The sequence below is a fragment of the Streptomyces sp. NPDC015345 genome, assembly GCF_043078805.1.
Classification (GTDB): Bacteria; Actinomycetota; Actinomycetes; order Streptomycetales; family Streptomycetaceae; genus Streptomyces.
The window spans coordinates 95,247-113,946 of record NZ_JBIBTX010000004.1; the positions used below are offsets into that span (position 1 = coordinate 95,247).

The following is an 18,700-nucleotide window of genomic DNA, read 5'->3' on the forward strand; positions in this document are numbered from 1 at the left end:
CCGTAGCGGCGGGGGGGGGAGGGGGGAGCTCAGAGAGCGGGCAACGGCTGCTTCTTGTCGGCGCTGCCCTCCGGCCCCTCGGGGACGTCGTCCGGGAGCGGCTCGGTGGCGCCGAGCTGTGTGGCGTCGGGCCCGCGGAGGGCGAAGCGCGTGATGAGGGTCCAGTTCGTCACCGCCAGGGCGAGGAAGATGGCGATGAACAGGGTGCAGGACACGAGCAGCGAGGCCCTTCCGACATGGGAGAGGGCGTCCTCGACCGTCAACTCGCCGTACACGAGCCAGGGTTGGCGCCCGACCTCGCGGACGACCCAGCCGCCGACGGAGGCGACGAAGGGGAACGGGACCGTCGCCACCAGGATCCAGGAGGCCCACCGCCAGCGCATCAGACGGTCCTTCCACAGGAGGAAGAGGGCGATGAAGGTGATGGTGGAGACGGTGTTGCCGATGATGGTCATGACGTCCATCGAGATCCGCACGGTGTCCTGCCAGGGCACGTAGTCGCCCGGCCCGTGCTCCTTGACCAACTGGGCCTGCACCTCGGCGACGCCGCTGTTCTCCAGCACCGCGTCCTTCATGGGCTGGGTGCGCTCGATGACGGGCCGCTGCATCTCGCCCACGATGACGACGAAGAAGGAGGCGACGGTCGACACCCACAGCCCCAGCTTCAGCGAGGTGCGGAAGAGCTCGGTCTCCTTGGTGCCCCGCAGGAAGTGGTACGCGCTGACGCCGGCGACGAAGACACCGCCCGTCGTCAGGGCGCCCAGCGTGAGATGGAGGAGAGCGACCAGGGCGCTGGAGTTCGTGAGCAGCGCCGCGAAGTCGGTCAAGTAGGCGGCGCCGTCCCGTACTTCGTAGCCGACCGGGTGCTGCATGAAGCCGTTGGCGACCAGGATCCAGTACCCGGACGCGTACGCGGTCAGCGTGACCAGCCAGATGAGCGCGGTGTGCACGCCTCCGCGCAGCCGCCCCCAGCCGAAGATCCACATGCCGAGGAAGGTGGACTCGGCGAAGAAGGCGATGAGGGTCTCCAGCGCCAGCGGGGCGCCGAAGACGTTGCCCGCGAACTTGCTCAGACCGCTCCAGCTGAGCCCGAACTGGAACTCCATGACGAGGCCGGTGACGATGCCGACCGCGTAGTTGATGACGTAGAGCTGTCCCCAGAAGCGGGTCGTGCGCTCCCGGAGGGCTCTCTTGACGGGATCACGGGTGAACACGGCCCGGGTGTGCATGATCGCCACAAGGGGGACGAGCCCCATGGTGAGGATCACGAACAGCCAGTGGATGCCGGTCGTGGCCGCGAACTGGAGTCGGGCCAGATCCGCAGCGCTCATGAGGCGACCTTCCTGGGGGGGGCGACCGTCGGGACGGCGGACGGGGCGGATGGAACGGGTGCTGAGGACGACGGTAGAGAGAATTGCTTATGCGTTCCAAGACCGGTTTAGTCATGTGTAGATAACCCGGAAGGCATAAGTGAAGGTGGACCGTGGATCTTCTCCAGTTGCGCTATTTCCAGGCCGTCGCCCGCCACGAGCACATCAGCCGTGCCGCCGAGGAACTACGGGTCGCCCAGCCCTCGCTCAGCCGTGCCATCGCGCGCCTGGAGGCCGACCTCGGCTCGGCGCTGTTCGACCGGCAGGGCCGACGCATCCGGCTCAACCAGTACGGCGTGATCTTCCTGCGCCATGTCGACCGTGCCCTCAGCGAACTGGACGACGGGCGCAGGGCGGTCCGTGAGGCCCGCGACACGGGCCTCGGCAGGGTCAGCGTCGCCTCCGAGACCCTGCTGACGGTCACCCCGCTCCTCGGCCGCTTCCGTGCCGCCCACCCCCGCGCAGACGTACGGCTCTACCAGTCGAACGCGGAGGAGATGGACCGTCGGCTGCGTGCCAGAGAGGTCGACTTCTGCGTGGCGTCGCAGCCGTTGACCGGAACGAACTTCGAGTCGGTCGAGCTGACACGGGAGGAGGTGCTGCTCGCCGTCCCGTACGGGCACTGGCTGGACGGCCGGGAGAGCGTGACCATCGCGGAGATCGCCGACGAGCCCTTCGTCTCGACCCGCGTCGGCCACTGGCAACGCGCCCTCCTGGACCGGCTGTTCGCGTCGGAAGGGCTGACTCCGCTGCTGTCCTGCGAGAGCGACGAACCGGCCGCCAGCCAGGACATGATCAGCGCGGGCCTCGGCATCGGTCTCATCCCGGCGGTGTCCCGCCAGGTCGGTACGGAGACGCGCGTCCCCGTCGCCTGGGTGCATGTCGACGCGCCCGACTGCCACCGCGTCCTCACACTCGTGTGGAACCGCGACACCCATCTCTCCGAAGCGGCCCTGAAGTTCAAGGAGTTCACCCTCGGCAGACCGTTCGAGACGCGCCGCCTCCCCGAACCGCGCGGCGAATCGGCACCCGGCGGCCGCTCGCCCCACCGCGCCTCCTGAGCCGCCCTGGCCCGGAGCGTCGAGCAGCCACGTCGAATCCCAGCGGATGAACACCGCCCTGTACCGCCCCGCGACGTGGAAACCCCGAACCCGCCCTCCCCGTCGTGGATCTGCACGTGGTGATGTGCTGTGCGCGGTGCACTGTCACCTGTACGCGGTGCTGAGCTGCACTGTTGACGGGGAATCGAACCCCCGCGTTGCTCTTCACGCGCCAGGAGTGAGCCGGAAACCGCCGGCTCTCGGTTGTGCACGCCTCCACGACGGCTACCTGCTCCACACCGTGACTTCTTGCCGGACCGCTCAGTCCAGCAGGTCGACCTCCCAGTTGGCGCGCTGGATGCGCACGTCGATCTCCCGGATCTCCCGCGCGAGCGCGTCCGCCTGACCGCGAAGCTCCGCGACCGGCAGCGCGGCGAGCATCACCAGCTCGGAACGGAGCTGCCGGCCGTACCCCCGCTCGCCCGTCCCCGCGGCCGCGTCGGCCGCCGCCGTGATCACCGAATGCCGCAGTCGCAGGACGTCCCGCCGCGCGAGCGCGTCGGTGAGGGTGCCGTCCTCGCCCATGTCCGTCGCGGCGTTGGTCCGGTTGATCCGGCGGATGAGATCCTCCAGCGAGCCGAGCACCTCGGTGACCTCGGCCAGCAACTGCGCCGCGTCCTCGGGGGGCGTCTCGCCCTCCTGGTGGCGCGCGCTGCTGACGATGCGCGTCCGCAATTGCTCCACGCGACGTGTCGCGTCGGCTCGTTCCGCCAACGCCTCGGCAAGCTTCACTGTCTCACTGTCCCGTGTCTCACTGTCCCGTTCGTCGTGATCTCGCACGAGTATACGAATGCGCTGCTGGGGCCGGTGCCTTGCGCTCAGGCGAGTTTGGGTGCCGAGTTCACACGTCAGTGATCGCCGTTGCTGCCAGCACTGCCCCGAGGCCCTCTTGCAGATCTCCGACGAAGTACTCGGGAACCTCCAGCGACGGGAAATGCCCCCCGGCGTCGGGCGCATTCCATCGGACGATCCGCCGGTACCGTTCCTGTGCCCATGGGCGCGGACACTTCTCGATGTCGCGGGGGTACATGGTGATGGCCGACGGGACGTCGACCCGCAGTTCGGGATCGAGCGAGTTGTGGCTTTCGTAGTAGATGCGGGCCGCCGACGCGCCGGTCCGCGTCAGCCAGTACAGGGTGACGTCGTCAAGGACGCGGTCTGCGGAAATCGTCTCGAACGGGCTGTCCTCGGTGTCCGACCACTCGGCGAACTTGTCGAGGATCCAGGCGAGAAGCCCGACCGGTGAGTCGACGAGCGAATAGCCGATGGTCTGCGGCCGGGTCGCCTGCTGCTTCGCGTACGCGGCGCGGTGGCGCCAGAAATGGCGGGTTTCCTCGGTCCATTCGCGCTCGACCGCCGTCAGTCCGTCCGCCGTCAGGCCGGGTGGCGCCTCCGCGAACGTCGTGTGGATGCCGAGAACGTGCGCCGGGAACCTGCCGCCGAGAACCGTGGTGATATTGCCTCCCCAGTCGCCGCCGTGGGCCGCGAACCTGGCGTAGCCGAGCCTTCCCATCAGTTCCACCCATGCGGCCGCGATCTTCTCGGTTCCCCATCCGGTGGTGGCCGGCTTGTCGCTGTAACCGAAGCCCGGCAGCGACGGGACCACGACGTGGAACGCCGGCGCGCCCGAGTCCTTCGGATCTGCCAGTTCGTCCACCACGTCGATGAACTCGGCGATGCTGCCCGGCCAGCCGTGCGTCAAGAGCAGCGGGGTGGCATCCGCGCGCGCGGATCGGCGGTGCAGGAAGTGGATCCCCAGACCGTCGATGACCGTGCGGAACTGGCCGATCTGGTTGAGGCGCGCCTCGAACGACCGCCAGTCGTACCCGGTGCGCCAGTAGTGCACGACATCGGCGAGATCGGCGAGCGGAACGCCCTGCTCCCATCGGCGAGGACCGGGCGCGGAGCGATGGACCGTCTCGGCCTCCGGCAGCCGTGCCGCGGCCAGTCTCGCGCGCAGATCGTCGAGGTCGGCGTCGGTCGCGTGGGCTTCAAATGCCTGTACGTCGCTGCTGGGACGGGGCATGAGACCTCCTGGCCGTCGGGGAACCGGCCACGACCTACCGTGAACCGGCTATGCCGGTTCTAGCAGTCCTCCGGGCGATTCCGCAACCGGCTAAGGTGGTTCCATGCGCGCTGGATTCCCTGACTTCCGCCTCGGCAACGTGCTGGCGACCAGCTTCACGGGCACTCTGTCGGAGCGTCATGGCGACGCCGTGGAGCGCATTCCCGTCCCGCACCGACTCGTCGACTGGCTGACGGTGAGCGGCCTCGCCGTGACGTCCTGCACCACTGCCCAGCTCCGCCGCGCCCGGGAACTGAGGGAGTCGATCCACGCCGCCGCGACAGCGGCCGCGCTCCAGGAGGCGCTGCCCGCGTCCGCCGTCCAAGTCATCAATGACTTCAGCGCTCGGGGCCGGGCCGCGGCTGTCCTGACGCCCGAGGGTGAGCGGCGGTGGCAACTCGGCGCGGCCTCCTGCGTCGAAGACGCCCTCGGCGTGATCGCCGCCGACGCGATCAGCGTCATCGCGGGCGAGCGAGACGGAAAGCTGGCCCTGTGCGCGTCACCGACCTGCCGAGCCGCCTTCTTCGACACCAGCCGAAGCCGCACGCGCAAATGGTGCGACATGAACACGTGCGGGAATCGTCAGAAGAAGGCGCGGTTCCACGCCAACCAGCGCAAGAACCCCGGACCGGCCGATTCCTCGGCCGCATCCTGCGCATGACGTCGCCTCCGCGCGGCTGAGAGCGCGGAGGCGACGCAAAGCGGGAGCGATGCCGCGGCCGCGGCATCGGCCTCAGCCCCGGGCGGTCTGTCAGACGCCCGCGATGCTCTGGATCCAGGAGCGGTACGCCGTCACGTTCGTGTAGGCGGTCGTGGTCTGGCGGTCACTGGTGGAGGCGACGCCGACCTGCACGCCATTGGCCATCATCGGACCGCCGGAGTCGCCGCCCGCGGTGATGCCGTCGCCGCGCCGGGCGCAGATGGCCTGGCCCTGGTAGGCGTCGCGGCAGCCGCCGGTCACCACGACGTTGGCGACCTTGAGGAGCCGGGACTGGCAGTTGATCTCGGAACCGCACTGGGATGTCGCTCCCCAGCCGTACACCTGCACGGTCTGGTTCACCGACACGGAGCCCGGGCTGCCGAGGCGTGCGTAGGTGCCCGCCACGGAGCGGTCGAGCTTGACCAGGGACAGGTCGGAGCCCGAGTGGTTGTAGACGCTGACGCCGTTGGCCATGGTGCCGCCGGACGTCTGGTCGAGGCTGCCGACGCGGAACGAGAGGCCGCCGCCGCTGACGCAGTGCTTCGCGGTGAGGATCCAGGTCGGGGCGATGATCGAGGCGCTACAGGTCTGCCGGCCGTTGGAGAAGAGCCGGGCCGCCCAGGGGGCGTTGCTGGCGTAGCCGCCGCCGATGATCGGCTGGGGTCCGTTGGTGGACGCCACGGTGGGCGTGTCGGCGCGGGCGCCCGCGGTCTGGGCCGCTGCCGTGGGGGCGAGCCCCAGAACGGCGAGTGCGGTGGCCGCGAGCGCGGGGACGAGTCTGGATATTCGCACGTTCGTCTCCATTGTGTGGGGATGAGACGTCCTGATGAGGACGAGACCGCATAGATATGCAGTCCAAGTGCACGCGTCGGAGGCGGGGTTGCTCGTGACGCGTCCATGCCATCACTGGCTTGGGTGAATGTGGCAGAGGAGTCGTCAGCGGCGCAAGAGGTTGACGCCGGAATTCCGTTCGCCTCCCTGGAACGCGGGCCCCGTGCAGCCCATTTGCCGTTCGACTGGCGGTACTTGGGCTTCAATTGCCCTCTTCGTCGGGGTGGGGCGGGCGCGTTCGCCGGCCCGCGCGCCGCGGTTCCTGCCGGCGGTCGGCGCCGTTTGTCCGGAGGCGCGGCGGTGCGAAGAAGGCGCGGGAAGGCCCTCCGCGACAGAGTGTGCCGTTCTGTGTGGGCTTGCGTTCCCTCACATGATCAAACACGCCTTGGTCTTTCGCGGCCGTTGATGGGAGAGGGTCCGAGATGCGCGCGCGGCTGACGACCAGGACAAGGCCCTGCGCTTCTACACGGAGGTGCTGGGGTTCGTGAAGAAGAACGAGGTGCCGCTGGGCGAGCACCGGTGGCTGACCGTGGTCTCGCCGGACGACCCCGACGGCACGGAACTGGTCCTTGAGCCGGACGAGCACCCCGCCGTCAAGCCGTACAAGGAAGCGCTGGTCAAGGACGGCATCCCCGTCACGTCCTTCGCCGTGGACGACGTGCACGCGGAATGCGCCCGACTGCGCGGCCTCGGCGTGCGGTTCACACAGGAGCCGGCCGACATGGGGCCGGTCACCACCGCGGTGCTCGACGACACCTGCGGCAACCTCATCCAGATCGCCCACACCAACTGAGCCGCGAAGGCCGGCGCCCTGCGAAGGCTTCGAGCAGGGCACCCGCCGTCATGGCCCGGCACCGCGTCCTCCGGGCGGAAAACCACGCGACGGCCCCCGCTCAAGTGGTGCAAGGTGGCCGCATGTTGGATCACATAGCCATCCAGGTGAACGATGTCGCGGCCAGCGCCGCCTTCTACGACGTCGTACTCGCTCCACTCGGGGGTGAGCGCAAGAAGCAGTACGGCGAGAACATCAGCTTCGGCGTCACCGGCCACCCGCTGTGGCTGGTCCCCGCGAGCGACCCTTCGCCCACACGCGAGCTGCACATCGCCTTCGCCGCGCCCGACCGCGCCGCCGTGGACGCCTTCTACGCCGCGGCGCTCACGGCGGGCGCCGAGGTCCTGCACGCGCCCCGGCTCTGGCCGGAGTATCACGAGTCGTACTACGGAGCCTTCGTCCGCGACCCCGACGGCCACAACGTCGAGGCCGTCTGCCACCGGCCCTGACGAACTCGGCGGCCCGGCCGTCACGGGCGCGGTTGCAGGGTGATGCGGGTGATGTGCGGGGAGAGCGCCTTGAGGAAGTCGGCCGCGTCGAAGAGTTCGCCGGCGGAGGCCACGCCGACGGTCCTGGTCCGCCCGGTGAGGATGCGGTCGACCGCTTCCACCGCGAGCGGCGCGGTCACGGCGTAGATGTCCCGGCCGCTCGCCGCGGCGCGCCGCTCCGTGCCCCCGGAGCGTACGACGACGTCCACGAGGAACGTCTGCGCGGACCGCCCGAGCTCGTCGACGGCGGAGGGAGTCGGCGTGTCCGGGGCCACGACACCGCCGGCCGCCTCGACCGTCATGTAGGTGCGCACCTCGGGGATGGACAGGTGGCTGGGGACGGTGACGACGTCGGCCATCGTGAACTCGCCGATGACGGCCCGCGGGCCCATCGGGGCGGGGAAGGGCCACTCCAGGGTGGGGAGTGCGTCGTCGTGGTACTCCAACTGCCCGCCGGTGAAGCGGACGCGGCGGCCACCACGCCGCTCGGCGGAGACCTTGCCCGCGGCCCGCGTCCCGTCGGTGGGCTCCCAGCTGTTGAGGCCGTACGCGATGTGCGCCTCGTCGGCCGTGGTCCAGTCACCCATGGCGGCGGTGACCAGCAGATCGCCGAGGCCGCCGTAGAACGCCATCGCCGGGAGGACCACCGTGCCCGCGGCGCGGGCACGGTCCGCGAACTGCGCGAAGGTGTCGGCGTTGGCCTCGATCTCGGCCGCCACGTCGACGTACGGGATCCCGGCGCGCAGGGCCGCCTCGGCCACGGGGGCGGCCGTCGTGGCGAAAGGCCCCGCGCAGTTGATGACGGCGGCCGCTCCGGCCAGCGCATGGTCGAGCGCGACCGGATCGTCGACCGACGCGGGGCGGACATCGGCACCGGGGTGTTCGTCCGCCAGTGACCGCAGCTTGCGGGCATCGCGCCCCGAGAGGACGGGGACGAACCCGCGCTCCAGCAGGTGTGCCACCACGAACCGGCCCGTGTGTCCGTACGCGCCGTAGACCGTCACCGTCTGCCCCGTTGCCATGACTTCTCCCTGTGCTCGAATCCCTGTGTCCGAACTGATCGGCTGAGACCATCCTGTCGTGGTTGAACAATCAACCGTGAGTGTCCGAAACGACATGCCCCATACACTTTCGGACATGAGGACTGTCGCGCTGGCCGTCACCGACGGAATGCTGCACTTCGAACTGTCCGTGGCCCACGAGGTCTTCGGCTCCGCCCCGGCCGCGGTCACCGTCCCTTGGTACGACCTCTCCGTCTGCGGGCCTGCCACCGTGCCCTTCGGCCGCTTTCGCCTGGAGCCCGACCACGGCCTCGACCACCTTCGGCAAGCCGACACCGTGATCGTCCCCGGCTGGGCCGACGTCGACGTGGCCCCGCCCGCCGAACTGGTCGACGCGCTGCGCGCGGCCCACGCCGCGGGCGCCCGCGTGGCCTCGCTGTGCACCGGCGCCTTCGTGCTCGCCGCCGCCGGCCTGCTGGACGGAAAGCGCGCCACCACGCACTGGGCGCACACCGCCGCCCTGGCCGCCCGCCATCTGGAGGTGGAGGTCGACCCCGACGTCCTCTACGTGGACAACGGCAGCGTACTCACCTCCGCGGGCAAGGCCGCCGCACTGGACCTGTGCCTGCACCTCGTCCGCCTCGACCACGGCTCATCCGTCGCCAACGCCGTCGCGCGCCGCCTGGTCGTCCCGCCGCACCGGTCCGGCGGCCAGGCCCAGTTCGTCACCGCCCCGGTGCCCGCGCGCGACGACCACCCGCTCACCGCGCTGTTCCCCTGGGCCATCGAACGCCTCGGCCGGCCGCTGACCGTGGAGGACCTGGCGCGGCGGGCCCGGATGAGCTCACGACAGCTGGGCCGCCACTTCCGCGCGCGGACCGGCACCACCCCCCTGCAATGGCTGCTGGCCCAGCGGATCCGCCTCGCCCAGGAACTGCTGGAGCAGACCGACGACAGCATCGACGCCATCGCGACGGCCACCGGCATGGGCACCGCCACCACGCTGCGACGGCACTTCAACCGCACCCTCGGCGTGCCCCCGGACAGCTACCGCCGTACCTTCCGCTCCCGGGCCCACCATGACGACAGCGGTAAGGAGCAGCGGAGCCCCTGATGCCGTGAGGCGGGTGCCTTACGCCGACAACTCCGCCCGCCGCGTTCGCCGTGAGCCATGCCCGTGAAACCCGTGCCGCACCGTCCGACCCCATGTCCCTGCGCCCCACGGCCCCCGCGCTGAGGGATGCTGACGGCACGAGACGACGGACGAGGTGCGGCATGTGCGGCATGAACGACGCGGAGATCGCCATCGTGGGCGCCGGCGCGGCCGGACTGTCGCTCGCGTACCAACTCTGCGCCGCCCCTCCCGGACGTACGTGCCCCTCGATCGCCCTCATCGACGCCCCGGAGGGTCCCGCCCGGCCGTCCGAGCGGACCTGGTGCTTCTGGGAGCCGCGCGACGGCGAATTCGACACGGCACTGTCCGGCGCCTGGGACACCTTGCGCGTGCGCGCTCCCGACGGAGCAGCCGTGGTCGGCTCCCCGGCCCCGCTGCGCTACAAGATGCTCCGCTCCAGCGCCTTCGAGGAACTGGTCACGGCGCGCCTGGTCCGCGAACCGCGCGTGCGGCGACTGGCGGCCGAGGTCGAGGACGTGCGCGACGTGCCCGGGGGAGCGGAGGTGCTCGGGGTCACCGCCCAGGGCAACCCGCTGACGGTGCGCGCCAGATGGGTGTTCGACTCACGCCCGCTCCGTACGCCGCCGCCCGCCCGCACCGCCCTCCTCCAGCACTTCCGCGGCTGGTTCGTCCGCACCGACCGGCCCGTCTTCGAACCGCGCCTCGCGGACCTGATGGACTTCCGCACACCCCAGCCCGCACACGGCCTGTCCTTCGCGTACGTGCTGCCCACGACTCCGTACGACGCCCTCGTCGAGTACACGGAGTTCTCCCGCGCCGTCCTCGACGAGCACGCGTACGACGAAGCGCTGCGCACCCATCTCACGCACCGGCTCGGCATCAGCCGCTTCGAGGTGGGCCGTGTCGAGCAGGGCGTCATCCCCATGACCGACGCCCGCTTTCCCCGCAGGGCCGGCCGCTCGGTCTTCCGCATCGGGACAGCGGGCGGGGCGACACGGCCTTCGACCGGCTACACCTTCGCGACAGCGCGGCGGCAGGCGCGCGCCATCGCGAGCGCGTACCACCGCGGCCGTACGCCCGTGCCCCCGCCGCCCCATGCGCGGCGTGCCCTGGCGATGGACGCGGTCATGCTGCGCGCCCTGGACTGCGGACGCGTGGACGGAGCGGCGTTCTTCACCGGCCTGTTCCGCACGGTCCCGACGGAACGGCTGCTGCGGTTCCTCGACGGGCGCACCCGGTGGGACGAGGACTTCAGGATCGGCCTGCGCACACCCGTCCGCCCCATGCTCCGCACCGTCGCGGAACTGCCCTGGCTGCCCCGGCTGCCCAGGGACACCACCACGCCGCCGGGCGACCCGACCGGCAACGAACGGAAAGAGACGCCGAGATGACGCTGCTGCGCGACGAATCCCTGTCCGCCGCGTTCGATCACGCCGCCCCCGCCTACGACCGTCTGGTGGCCGCCAACCCCGGCTACCACGCCCACCTGCGACGCTCCGCCCGGCGCCTCGGGCTGCCGGACGGCGGCGCCGGGCTGCGCGTCCTCGACCTCGGCTGCGGCACCGGGGCGTCCACCGACGCCCTCCTGCGCGCGGCGCCGCTGGCGGAGATCGTCGCGGTGGACGCCTCGCGCGGCATGCTGGACCGAGCGGAGGCCAAGCGGTGGCCGTCCGGGGTGAGCTTCGTCCACGCGGCGGCCGAGGACCTGGACCGGGCCGGCGTCCGGGGTCCCTTCGACGCGGTCTTCGCGGCCTACCTCTTCCGCAACCTCGCCGACCCGGACGCCGTGCTGGCCGCGACGCGCGAACTCCTCGCTCCAGAGGGCCGGTTGGGCGTACACGAGTACACGCTCGGCGGCCGGACGCTCGACCGCGCGGTGTGGACCGCCGTGTGCCACGGCGTGGTGCTGCCCGCCGGCACCCTGACCGGCGACCGTCGCCTCTTCCGGCACCTCTTCCGCAGCGTCGTCGACTTCGACACGGCGGCCGCCTTCGCCGCGCGGGTGCGGCGGGCGGGGTTCCGCGAGGTGCGCGTCCTGCCGATGCCCGGCTGGCAGACCGGCATCGTGCACACCGTGACCGCCCAGGCCCCGGGCGCCGGGCGATGAGGGGACGTACGACCCGCGATGGCGCCCGCCACGGACGTGACCGCAGGGCGCACGTCGTACGCGGCCCGCAGGGAGCGCCCCGTATCTCCGGCGCCGCGCCGCGCGTGGCCGTCGTCGGCGGCGGCATCGCGGGCCTCGCCGCCGCGACCGCACTGGCGGAGCGCGGCATCCGCGTCACGGTGTACGAACGGGAGCACCACATCGGAGGCCGGCTCAGGGGCTGGCCCGAGGAACTCGCCGACGGCTCCACGGTCACCATGAGCCGCGGCTTCCACGCGTTCTTCCGCCAGTACTACAACCTGCGCGGTCTGCTGCGCCGGGCCGATCCTGCCCTGAACATGCTCCACGGCCTGCCCGACTACCCGCTCCGGCACAGCGGAGGCCTCCAGGACAGCTTCGCGCGGGTGCCGCGCACCCCTCCGTGGAGCGCCCTCGGCTTCGTCGCCCTCAGCCCCACGTTCGGCCGGCGCGACCTGACGCGCATGGACCCCCGCGCCGCGCTGCCCCTGCTCGACGTACGCGTGCCCGGCATCTACCGGCGGCTCGACCACATCAGCGCCTGGGAGTTCCTGGAGCGGATCCGGTTCCCGCACGCGGCCCACCACTTGGCGTTCGAGGTGTTCTCCCGCAGCTTCTTCGCCGACCCGCGCCGCCTTTCGGGGGCCGAGCTGGCCCTGATGTTCCACATCTACTTCCTCGGGTCCAGTGAGGGCCTGCTGTTCGACGTGGTGCGAGAACCGTTCCCGGCCGCGCTGTGGGACCCGCTCGCCCGCTATCTCTCCGGCCACCGGGCCGACATCCGCACCGGCCGGGCAGTCGAGAGCGTGGAGCCCGCGCGGCGGGGCGGCTTCCGCGTCGTCACCGGGGACGGCGAGCAGCGCTGCGACGCCGTCGTACTCGCCCTGGACGTCAAGGGCCTGAAGAGCGTCGTGGGACAGTCGCCGCGATTCATCGACGACGACGCGTGGCGGGCGCGGATCAAGGGCCTCGGCACCGCGCCGCCCTTCCTCGTCTCCCGGCTCTGGCTCGACCGCCGTGTGGCGTCGGACCGGCCCGGCTTTCTGGGCACGAGCGGTTACGGCCCCCTGGACAACGTCAGCGTGCTGGAGCGCTGGGAGGGCGAGGCGGCCCGCTGGTCGGCCCGCACGGGAGGCTCGGTGATCGAGCTGCACGCGTACGCCGTCGACCCGGCCGCGGACCGGGCGGCGGTGCGGCGAAGCCTGTTGGCCCAACTGCACCGGCTCTACCCGGAGACCCGCGACGCCCGGATCGTCGACGCCCGTCACGTATGGCACGCCGACTGCCCGCTCTTCCCCGTCGGCGGCTACCGCGACAGGCCGACGGTACGGACGCCGGACCCGGCCGTCATGGTGGCGGGCGACATCGTGCGCAGCGATCTGCCGGTCGCGTTGATGGAACGGGCGGCCACGACGGGGTTCCTCGCGGCGAACGCCCTGCTCGAACGCTGGGGTGTGCGGGGGCAGACGCTGTGGACCGTTCCGGTCAGGGGCAGGACGCCGCTGCTGCGGGCGCTTGACCGGCTGGCCGGTGACGGGAGCGGCTGAGCGGCTCAGCCGGGGAAGCGCCCGCTGTCCCGCAGCGCCCAGCGCCTCTCGGCGTACGCCATGTCATCACGCCACAGCCGCCCGGACGCCGCCCTCATCAGCGGACGCAGCACCGGCGCCGCGGACCTCGCGAACGCGAAGCCCCGCCGGCCGGAAGCGGCCACCACCGCCTCGGTCACGGCGGTACGCGGCCGCCCCGCCGCGTCCCGCGCCAGCGGCGTGGCATGGGTCTCCACCACGGAGCCCGCCCCCTCGCCCTCGGCGATGCGCATGACGACGGTGCGGGGCCCGGGAGCCGTGAAGACCGCGCGGACCGGCACCACCACCCGCCCGGCCACCCTGAAGGAGACGTCCACCACGAAACGGTCGTCGTCACCACCGTCTTCGCCGGGTTCCGGTTCCGCCACGACACGCAGATCGACGAACGAGTACGGATGGAACCAGGCACCGTGCCAGGGGTCCAGCCGGTTGGCGACCACGTCTTCGGGCTCGCAGCGCCCGGTGACCGCGCAGACCGCCGACACGCTCTCGCCGGGCCGCGGACGCACGGGCACCACGGGCCGCTCCAGGGGCTCCTCGCCGCCCACCGCGTCCAGCCGGACCCAGGCCAGGACCCCGTCGTCGTACGCCGGGTACGGCTCCCAGCCCGCGCGCGCGGACCCGTCGAGAGCGAGCCCGTGCCAATGGCAGACAAGGGTGCCGCACCGCACCGGGCTGTCCTTCAGAGGCGCCCCGAGGTGAGGACAGGCACCGGGGCCGGCTCGCAGGCCGCCTGTCGCGTCGCGCCACGCGACGACCTCCGTGCCCGCCACCGTCAGACCGAGCGGACGCCCGGCCGTGACGCTCCGACTGCCGCTCAGCACATACCAGTTGCCCGACGGCCGGGCCTGGGCACGCTTGAGCGCCGCCGCGATCACGGCCGGCCTCGCCTCCCGCCAGGTGGGGCGCTGCCGCTCCCAGGGGACGGGGTCGCGGCGGAACCTCAACGGGGGGCGGCCGGTGCCAGGAGAGCGTCCGGAGCTCATACGGTCTCCTTCCAGGACTCCCGGCCGCGTGCCCGCGACGGACGGAACGCGAGCCGGGGCGGTGCCGCGCCGGGCGGCCCGGTGACCGCGCCGCCCTCGGACGGCGCGCGGAGCCGGGCCAGCGTGAGCCGGGCCAGACCGTCGCACGCCACCACGGCCCGCCGGCGGCGCGGCACGACCGCCCGGCGGTGCAGCACCGCGAAGCCGTCGTCCGCGATGGCGTCGAGAATCGCGCCGTACAACACGAAGGCGGTGCGGATGCAGGGCCGGGAGACGGGATCGAGCAGCGGCAGACCGCCCGCCGCCTCGCGGTACACGCCCCGTGTCAGCGCGGCGGCGTCCCGCAGCGCCGCGGTGATGCGCCGGTCGCGCCGCCCGCTGTCCCTGCTCCACCGGAGGAGGGCGCGGTCGACGCCGTGCGCGGCCAGCAGCTCCACGGGGAGGTAGACCCGGCCGCGGTCGAGGTCCTCCCCGACGTCCCGCAGGAAGTTGGTCAGTTGGAAGGCCACGCCGAGCGCGGCCGCGTGCGGGGCGGCCTCCTCGCGGGGGACGACCGTGCCGAGAACGGGCAGCATCTGGAGCCCGATGACCGCGGCGGAGCCGTGCATGTACCGCCGCAGGTCCTCGTAGCGCGCGTACTCGGTGACTTCCAGATCGAGCCGTATCGAGGCCATGAAGTCCGTGAAGAGCCGCGGCTCGATGGCGTAACGGGCGGCCGTGTCGGCGAGCGCCGCCACCACCGGGTCGGCGCTGGTCCCGGCGCGCAGCCCGCTCTCCAGATCCAGCTGGAGCAGGCGCAGGGCCGCGGCCCGCTCGGCCGCCGTCGCCGTGGAGTCGAGATCGTCGACGATGTCGTCCGCCCAGCGGGCGAACCCGTACAGGGCGTGCACGGCGGGCCTGCGCTCGACGGGCAGGAGGCGGGTGGCGAGGAAGTACGTCTTGCCGTGCCGTGCGTTGAGCCGACGGCAGTGGGCGTACGCGGCGCGCAGGGCCGGGTCGGTGATGCCCGCGCTGTCGAGTTCCCGGGCGGTCATGGAGCGGTGCCCTTCGTGTCGGTGGGGGGCCGAAGGCGTGCGGTCACCGCCCCCGGCGGGCCGGTGACGCGTGCCGCGGCCAGCTTCCCCGAGATCAGGACGGTCGGCACGCCGACGCCCGGGGTCGTGCCACACCCCGCGAGGACGACGTTCTCGACACCGCGTACGAGATTGCGCGGGCGGAAAGGGCCTGTCTGGGCGAAGGTGTGCGCGGCGGAGAACGGAGTGCCCGCGGCGTGTCCCTGGGCGGTCCAGTCCGCGGGCGTCACCACGCACTCCTCCTCGACGGCGGAGGCGATGCCGTCAAGGCCGCGCCGCTCCAGCTCGGCGAGGAGGCTGTCCCGGTAGCGGGGCGCGAGGTCGTGCCATGCCCGGGCGTCGGGGCCGACGCGGGTGTTGGGACAGGGCGCCAGGATGTAGTGCAGATGGCGGCCCGGCGGCGCGAGAGCGGGGTCGGTCGCCGTGGGCCGGGTGATCAGGAGCGACGGGTCGGACATGAGGGTGCCGGCGCGCGTCAGTTCGTGGAAGGTGCGCTTCCAGGCCGCGCCGAACGAGATGGTGTGATGGGCCAGCTGGGGCCACGTGCGGTCGGTGCCGACATGCAGCACGACGGCCGAGGGGGAGTGACGCAGCGGCAGGGGACGGCGCGGCGCCCGCCCCAGCAGGCGGTAGGCCGCCGGGAGATCCGGGGTCAGGACGACGGCGTCGCACGGGAAGCGTTCCTGGTCGGTGACGACGGCCGCGATGCGACCCCCGGAACGCTCCAGTCGCGTCACGTCCTGACCGAAACGGAGGTCACCCCCGGCGGCGGTGGCGGCGGCCGCCATGGCCCGTGGCAGGGCGTGCATCCCACCGCGCGGGAAGTGGACACCGGCGACGGTGTCCATGTAGGCGATGACGGCGTACGCGGCAAGGGCGCGGGCCGGGGTCACGCCCGCGTACAGCGACTGGAACGTGAAGACGCGGCGAAGCCGTTCGTCGGAGAGGAAGCGTCCGACGCGGGCGTCCAGCCGGCCGAAGCCGCCGAGCGCCGCGAGGCGAGCCAGGTCCGGGGTCAGCAGCGCCGCCGGGGAGTCGAAGTTGGCGTCGATGAACCGGCGCATCTGCACCTGATACAGACGGCCGAGCCAGGCCCGCAGCCGCCGGTAGCCGAGCGCCTCCCCGGCCCCGGCGAAGCGCTCCACCTCGGCTTCCATCGCCTCCGCCCCGGTGTGGACGTCCAGACTGCTGCCGTCGGCGAACCGCGCCCGGTAGGCGGGGTGGAGCGCAAGGAGCTCCACGCGGTCGGCGAGCCTGTCGCCCACCGCGGCGAACGCTTCCTCCGCCAGCTCCGGCATGGTCAGGACGGTGGGCCCGGTGTCCATGCGGTACCCGCCCCGTTCGAGCAGACCGGCCCGCCCGCCGGGCTCCCGGCTCCGCTCGATCAGCGTGACCCGCCGCCCGGCACCCAGCAGGTGCAGCGTGGCGGAGAGCCCCGCAAGCCCGGCCCCGACCACCACCACGTGGTCCGTCCGTCCCGCCAGACGCCTCATCGGCTTCGTTTCCCTCTCGCGTCGCGAAGTTCCGGCCCTGTCATGCGTAATGCCCCACTTTCCGTGATGGCCGGCGCGTTGTCCTCCGCCTCACCGGCGGCGGACGGGCGATGTCAGACCTCTCTGCCACGATCGGCGCATGAGCTTCTTCGACGATCTGGTGTTACCGGAAGAGCCGGCCGCCGAGCGGACCGCGTCGCTCCGCCTGAGCCCCCCGGGAGAGGACGCGGGGCGCTACGCCCCGCCCGTGGACTGGTTCGCACCTGTGCTGCACTCGCAGTTGGACGTGGTCGGCGCCGGGGCGCACGCCCGGGTGGTGATGACGGGATGGTCGCTGTGGCCGAGGGCGGCGACTTTGCATCTGTCGGTCTTCCGCAACGTCCGCTGGTCCGGCGCGGCGGCCGGGCGGCAGTCCGGGCTCAGGGTCGGCCTGCTGTTCCGCGACGGCCGCCGGGTGACCTCCCTGGACGGCACGGTGCACCGAGCGGTGCAGTGGACGAGGCCGGACGGGCAGGAGGCCACGGCGATGACGGACCAGGCCGTCGGCCTGATCCCGCTGGACCCTGGCCTGCACCGGCCCCGCCGCTCCCTCTTCAAGACCGACGTCGACCTGTATCTGGCGGAACTGCCTCCGCCCGACGAAGCGCATCTGGTCGTCGAGTGGCCGGACGAGGGCATCGACGAGACGCGCACCCTGATCGACACCGCCGCGTTGCATGCCGCGGCGGCGCGAGCGCTCGAGGTCTGGCCGGGCCTCGAACCACCGGAGCCGGCGGAGCAGCCGGGTTCCTTCGCGACCTTCGAAATGAGCGGACCGCCCGGCTTCCTGGCCCGGCCCCTGACAGGGCACCAGCGCATGATGCTGCGTCGTCAGGAGGAAGAGAGGCTGCGCCATGTGCCGCGGGCCGACTGGGCACGGGTGTCCCACGGGGACTGGGGCGACGCGCGGGTGATCCGGGCCCGGCTCCACGGGGGCGCGCCGCCCAACGCCCGTATCGAGGGGCATGGATCGACCCCGCTGCACCTGGCGGCGGAGCGCGGGGCGGCGGAAGCGGTCGCCGCACTTCTTTCCCACGGTGCGGAGCCCGACTCGTACGACGAAGACGAACACACCCCGTTGTGGTACGCCGCCTGCACCGTGGACGAGGGCAGCGTCCGTGCGCTGATCGCCGCGGGGGCCGATGTGTGGACGCCGCAGACGGGGCCCTGGTCCCCGGGCAGGCTGCTGCTGACCACACCGCTCGCGCCACTCGTCGCGGAACTGCCCGGGGCGGTGGAGCTGCCTGCCGACGAAGCCGCCGCCTTCCGGGAGGCGGACGCGCTCATCGCGGCATGCGGCGAGCGCGAGCTGTGGACGGAGGGGCTCGGCCTCTGCTTCGTGCGGGACCGGAGTGAGGAAGAGGTGATCCACCTCCTGGGCGCTGATCCCGCGCAGTGCCCGACGGCGGACCTTGAGCACGCCCCCTTCGACCTGACGTCCTATGACGAGGCCCTCCGCCATGTGGGGGTGACCGGCGTGCCCGGCGCACCCGGAGGCTGCCTGATCACCCAAGAGGGATACCTGCCGAGCGATGACACCTTGCTGCGGGCGATGTCGCCGGACACCACCGCGTACGGCGTCTACTTCAACCCCAAGGGCGGCACCTTCGGGACACTGGCCCACAACGGTGAAGTCGCCGGGCACGAGGAGATCGACCTGTGGCCGGACGAGTCGGCCCCGCCCGCCCACTGGCACTTCCGCTTCTGGCAGCGCCGGCACGCGTTCCCCCACGGCGCCAACGTCCTCGCCTACGCCGCCTCGGCGGCCGGTATGCGGATCAGCGACGCCAGGGAAGCGGTGGCTCGCCGCGCGCCGTGCCGCTGGGTGGAGCTGCCGTCACGTCTTCAGCGCTGAGATCAGGGCTGCCGGAGCAGG

Annotated in this window: 16 protein-coding genes and 1 pseudogene; 9 read left to right on the forward strand and 8 right to left on the reverse strand. The window is 72.1% G+C overall.

Annotated features, from left to right (window positions below):
• Positions 1–29: 29 nt before the first annotated feature.
• Positions 30–1,331 carry a cytochrome ubiquinol oxidase subunit I gene (locus ACF062_RS17635; protein ID WP_392139064.1) on the reverse strand — a complete coding sequence of 434 codons (1,302 nt, stop codon included), beginning with the start codon at positions 1,329–1,331 and terminating at the stop codon, positions 30–32.
• Positions 1,332–1,483: 152 nt separating this feature from the next.
• Here ACF062_RS17635 and ACF062_RS17640 point away from each other — a divergent pair, with 152 nt between their 5' ends.
• Positions 1,484–2,431: a LysR family transcriptional regulator gene (locus ACF062_RS17640; RefSeq protein WP_392139066.1), complete on the forward strand. Its 948-nt coding sequence runs from the start codon at positions 1,484–1,486 to the stop codon at positions 2,429–2,431.
• Positions 2,432–2,731: 300 nt separating this feature from the next.
• Here the strand turns inward: ACF062_RS17640 and ACF062_RS17645 are convergent, their stop codons facing one another.
• The gene (locus ACF062_RS17645) at positions 2,732–3,202 is read right to left on the reverse strand and encodes a DIP1984 family protein (RefSeq protein ID WP_392139068.1); all 471 of its coding nucleotides are present in this window, start codon (positions 3,200–3,202) and stop codon (positions 2,732–2,734) included.
• Between the two features lie 109 nt (positions 3,203–3,311).
• The gene (locus ACF062_RS17650) at positions 3,312–4,496 is read right to left on the reverse strand and encodes an epoxide hydrolase family protein (protein WP_392139069.1); all 1,185 of its coding nucleotides are present in this window, start codon (positions 4,494–4,496) and stop codon (positions 3,312–3,314) included.
• Positions 4,497–4,599: 103 nt separating this feature from the next.
• On the opposite strand from ACF062_RS17650, the gene ACF062_RS17655 reads away from it, so the two are divergent.
• Complete coding sequence (locus ACF062_RS17655; RefSeq protein ID WP_392139071.1) at positions 4,600–5,196, forward strand: CGNR zinc finger domain-containing protein; 597 nt, start codon at positions 4,600–4,602, stop codon at positions 5,194–5,196.
• 90 nt (positions 5,197–5,286) lie between these two features.
• Here the strand turns inward: ACF062_RS17655 and ACF062_RS17660 are convergent, their stop codons facing one another.
• Positions 5,287–6,027, reverse strand: a complete 741-nt coding sequence (locus ACF062_RS17660; protein ID WP_392139073.1) for a S1 family peptidase — start codon at positions 6,025–6,027, stop codon at positions 5,287–5,289.
• Between the two features lie 475 nt (positions 6,028–6,502).
• On the opposite strand from ACF062_RS17660, the pseudogene ACF062_RS17665 reads away from it, so the two are divergent.
• Together ACF062_RS17665 and ACF062_RS17670 are read left to right on the forward strand one after the other, a co-directional pair.
• A pseudogene (locus tag ACF062_RS17665) lies at positions 6,503–6,859 on the forward strand (VOC family protein); the annotation flags it as partial.
• Positions 6,860–6,981: 122 nt separating this feature from the next.
• A complete protein-coding gene (locus ACF062_RS17670; protein WP_392139074.1) occupies positions 6,982–7,347 on the forward strand; it encodes a VOC family protein in 366 nt (121 codons plus the stop codon).
• 20 nt (positions 7,348–7,367) lie between these two features.
• Here ACF062_RS17670 and ACF062_RS17675 read toward each other — a convergent pair whose 3' ends face one another.
• The gene (locus ACF062_RS17675; protein ID WP_392139075.1) at positions 7,368–8,408 is read right to left on the reverse strand and encodes a saccharopine dehydrogenase family protein; all 1,041 of its coding nucleotides are present in this window, start codon (positions 8,406–8,408) and stop codon (positions 7,368–7,370) included.
• A gap of 115 nt (positions 8,409–8,523) precedes the next feature.
• Here ACF062_RS17675 and ACF062_RS17680 point away from each other — a divergent pair, with 115 nt between their 5' ends.
• The 4 genes from ACF062_RS17680 (at position 8,524) to ACF062_RS17695 (ending at position 13,194) form a co-directional block, all read left to right on the forward strand.
• Positions 8,524–9,501: a helix-turn-helix domain-containing protein gene (locus tag ACF062_RS17680; RefSeq protein WP_392139077.1), complete on the forward strand. Its 978-nt coding sequence runs from the start codon at positions 8,524–8,526 to the stop codon at positions 9,499–9,501.
• 170 nt (positions 9,502–9,671) lie between these two features.
• Entirely contained in the window at positions 9,672–10,913 is a 1,242-nt protein-coding gene (locus tag ACF062_RS17685) for a lycopene cyclase family protein (RefSeq protein WP_392139079.1), read from the forward strand.
• A complete protein-coding gene (locus tag ACF062_RS17690) occupies positions 10,910–11,629 on the forward strand; it encodes a class I SAM-dependent DNA methyltransferase (protein WP_392139081.1) in 720 nt (239 codons plus the stop codon). Before ACF062_RS17685 ends, ACF062_RS17690 begins: the two co-directional genes overlap by 4 nt.
• On the forward strand, positions 11,626–13,194 hold the full coding sequence (locus ACF062_RS17695; protein WP_392139082.1) for an FAD-dependent oxidoreductase: 1,569 nt from the start codon (positions 11,626–11,628) through the stop codon (positions 13,192–13,194). Before ACF062_RS17690 ends, ACF062_RS17695 begins: the two co-directional genes overlap by 4 nt.
• A gap of 5 nt (positions 13,195–13,199) precedes the next feature.
• Here the strand turns inward: ACF062_RS17695 and ACF062_RS17700 are convergent, their stop codons facing one another.
• From ACF062_RS17700 to ACF062_RS17710, 3 genes are read right to left on the reverse strand one after another with little or no spacing between them, the layout of a single operon-like run.
• Complete coding sequence (locus ACF062_RS17700; RefSeq protein WP_392139084.1) at positions 13,200–14,219, reverse strand: DUF5914 domain-containing protein; 1,020 nt, start codon at positions 14,217–14,219, stop codon at positions 13,200–13,202.
• The gene (locus ACF062_RS17705) at positions 14,216–15,253 is read right to left on the reverse strand and encodes a phytoene/squalene synthase family protein (protein ID WP_392139086.1); all 1,038 of its coding nucleotides are present in this window, start codon (positions 15,251–15,253) and stop codon (positions 14,216–14,218) included. The genes ACF062_RS17700 and ACF062_RS17705 overlap by 4 nt, the downstream gene beginning before the upstream one ends.
• Complete coding sequence (locus ACF062_RS17710; RefSeq protein WP_392139088.1) at positions 15,250–16,785, reverse strand: phytoene desaturase; 1,536 nt, start codon at positions 16,783–16,785, stop codon at positions 15,250–15,252. The genes ACF062_RS17705 and ACF062_RS17710 overlap by 4 nt, the downstream gene beginning before the upstream one ends.
• Positions 16,786–16,924: 139 nt before the next feature.
• On the opposite strand from ACF062_RS17710, the gene ACF062_RS17715 reads away from it, so the two are divergent.
• Positions 16,925–18,679, forward strand: a complete 1,755-nt coding sequence (locus ACF062_RS17715; RefSeq protein WP_392139089.1) for an ankyrin repeat domain-containing protein — start codon at positions 16,925–16,927, stop codon at positions 18,677–18,679.
• The last annotated feature ends 21 nt before the right edge of the window (positions 18,680–18,700 follow it).